General features: G+C 71.4%; 2 protein-coding genes. Both read left to right on the top strand.

Annotation, left to right across the window (positions count from 1 at the left end; genetic code table 11):
- Positions 1-135 precede the first annotated feature (135 nt).
- Positions 136-804, top strand: a complete 669-nt coding sequence (locus AOK15_RS40265) for a response regulator (RefSeq protein ID WP_157870528.1) — start codon at positions 136-138, stop codon at positions 802-804.
- Positions 801-1,678, top strand: an 878-nt coding sequence (locus tag AOK15_RS40270) for a sensor histidine kinase (RefSeq protein ID WP_055524106.1), incomplete at its 3' end; no start/stop codon positions are given. The genes AOK15_RS40265 and AOK15_RS40270, both read left to right, overlap by 4 nt.

The following is a 1,678-nucleotide window of genomic DNA, read 5'->3' on the forward strand; positions in this document are numbered from 1 at the left end:
GCCCCTGCCGACCGGTGGGTGCTCCCCCGCCGTGTGGCTGGAGCTGCGGCCCGAGGTCGGACAGGCCGTCATCGGGGCTTTAGGGTCGGGTCGGCAGGTGTCGGGTGGTTGGGGTGAAGGTGAGGCGGGGCGGGCGTGATCCGGGTTGTGGTGGTGGACGACGAGGCTCTGGTGCGGTCGGGGTTCGGGTTGATCCTGGGTGCGTCGGCGGACATCGAGGTCGTCGCGACCGCGAGTGGCGGTGAGGCGGTCGAGACGGTCCGCCGGGTGCGGCCGGACGTGGTGCTGCTGGACATCCGGATGCCGGACGTCGACGGGCTCACCGTGCTGCGGGAACTGCGCGGTGCGCCGGACGCGCCGGTGGTGGCGATGCTGACGACGTTCGACGCGGACGAGTACATCCTGACCGCGCTGCACTGCGGTGCGGCCGGTTTCCTGCTGAAGGACACCGAGCCGGAGCAGCTGGCCCATCTGGTGCGGACCCTGGCGGCGGGTGGTGTGGTGCTCTCCCCGAAGGCGTCACGCACGTTGCTGCACGGTCATCCCGGTACCGGGGCGGGGGTGGACGAGGACGCGGCCCGGGTGCGGCTGCTGACCGCGCGTGAGCGTGACGTCCTCGTCCTGGTGGCGGAGGGGCTGTCGAACGCCGACATCGGGGCGCGTATCCATCTGGGGGCGGGCACGGTGAAGGACCACGTCAGCGCCATCCTGACCAAGCTGCGGGTATCGAGCCGGGTGCAGGCGGCGCTGCTGGCGCAGCGGGCCGGACTGCTCGACGAACGTGTGCGGGACGCCGCCCGATGAACGGCGCACGCACCCTGTGGCAGCGGATTCCCCCGCCCGTCGTCGACCTCGTCCTCGTGGCGGCGTCAGCCGTCGACGTGTGGGTGAGCCTGTGGGACGACTCACCGCTCGGCGTCGGGCTGGCCGCTGTCGGCTGCGTCGCGCTTGCCTTCCGGCGCCGGTTCCCGCTCGTCGTCTTCCTGCTCACCCTGCCGGCCTCGCTGACGCAGCCCGTCGCCGTCGCTCCGATCGTGGCGCTGTTCACCCTGGCCGAACGGACCCGCAACCGCCTCCTCCTCGCCGGGTGCGTCGCCCTCACCGGCATCGCCAACAGCATCCCGTGGCCCGAGGTGAGCCTGATGTCCATAGGCCAGACCATGACGCTCATCGCCCTGGTGTACGGCCTGGCGACCGCCGCGGCGCCGGTCCTGTTCGGTCAACTCCTCCAGGCCCACCGGGACCTGGCCCGGCGACTGGTCGAGATCGAGGAAGCCCGAGAGCACGAACGCGCCCTGCACGCCCAGGCCGTACTCGCCCGCGAACGCGCCCAACTCGCCCGCGAGATGCACGACGTCGTCTCCCACCAGGTCAGCCTCATCGCCGTACAAGCCGGCGCACTCCAAATCGCCACACCCGACCCCGACACCAAGAACACCGCCCGCACCATCCGCTCCCTGAGCGTCACCACCCTCGACGAACTCCGCACCATGGTCACCCTCCTGCGCGCCTCCGGCGGCAACACCACCGAACTCACCCCCCAACCCACCCTCGCCGACCTCCACACACTCGTCGAATCCAGCGGCACCCACGCCCAGCTGACCGGCCACCTACCCCCCACCGTCGCCACACCCACCCAACGCGCCCTCTACCGCACCGTCCAGGAAGCCCTCACCAA

It is taken from the genome of Streptomyces ossamyceticus, from assembly GCF_001418475.1.
Taxonomy (GTDB): domain Bacteria; phylum Actinomycetota; class Actinomycetes; order Streptomycetales; family Streptomycetaceae; genus Streptomyces; species Streptomyces ossamyceticus.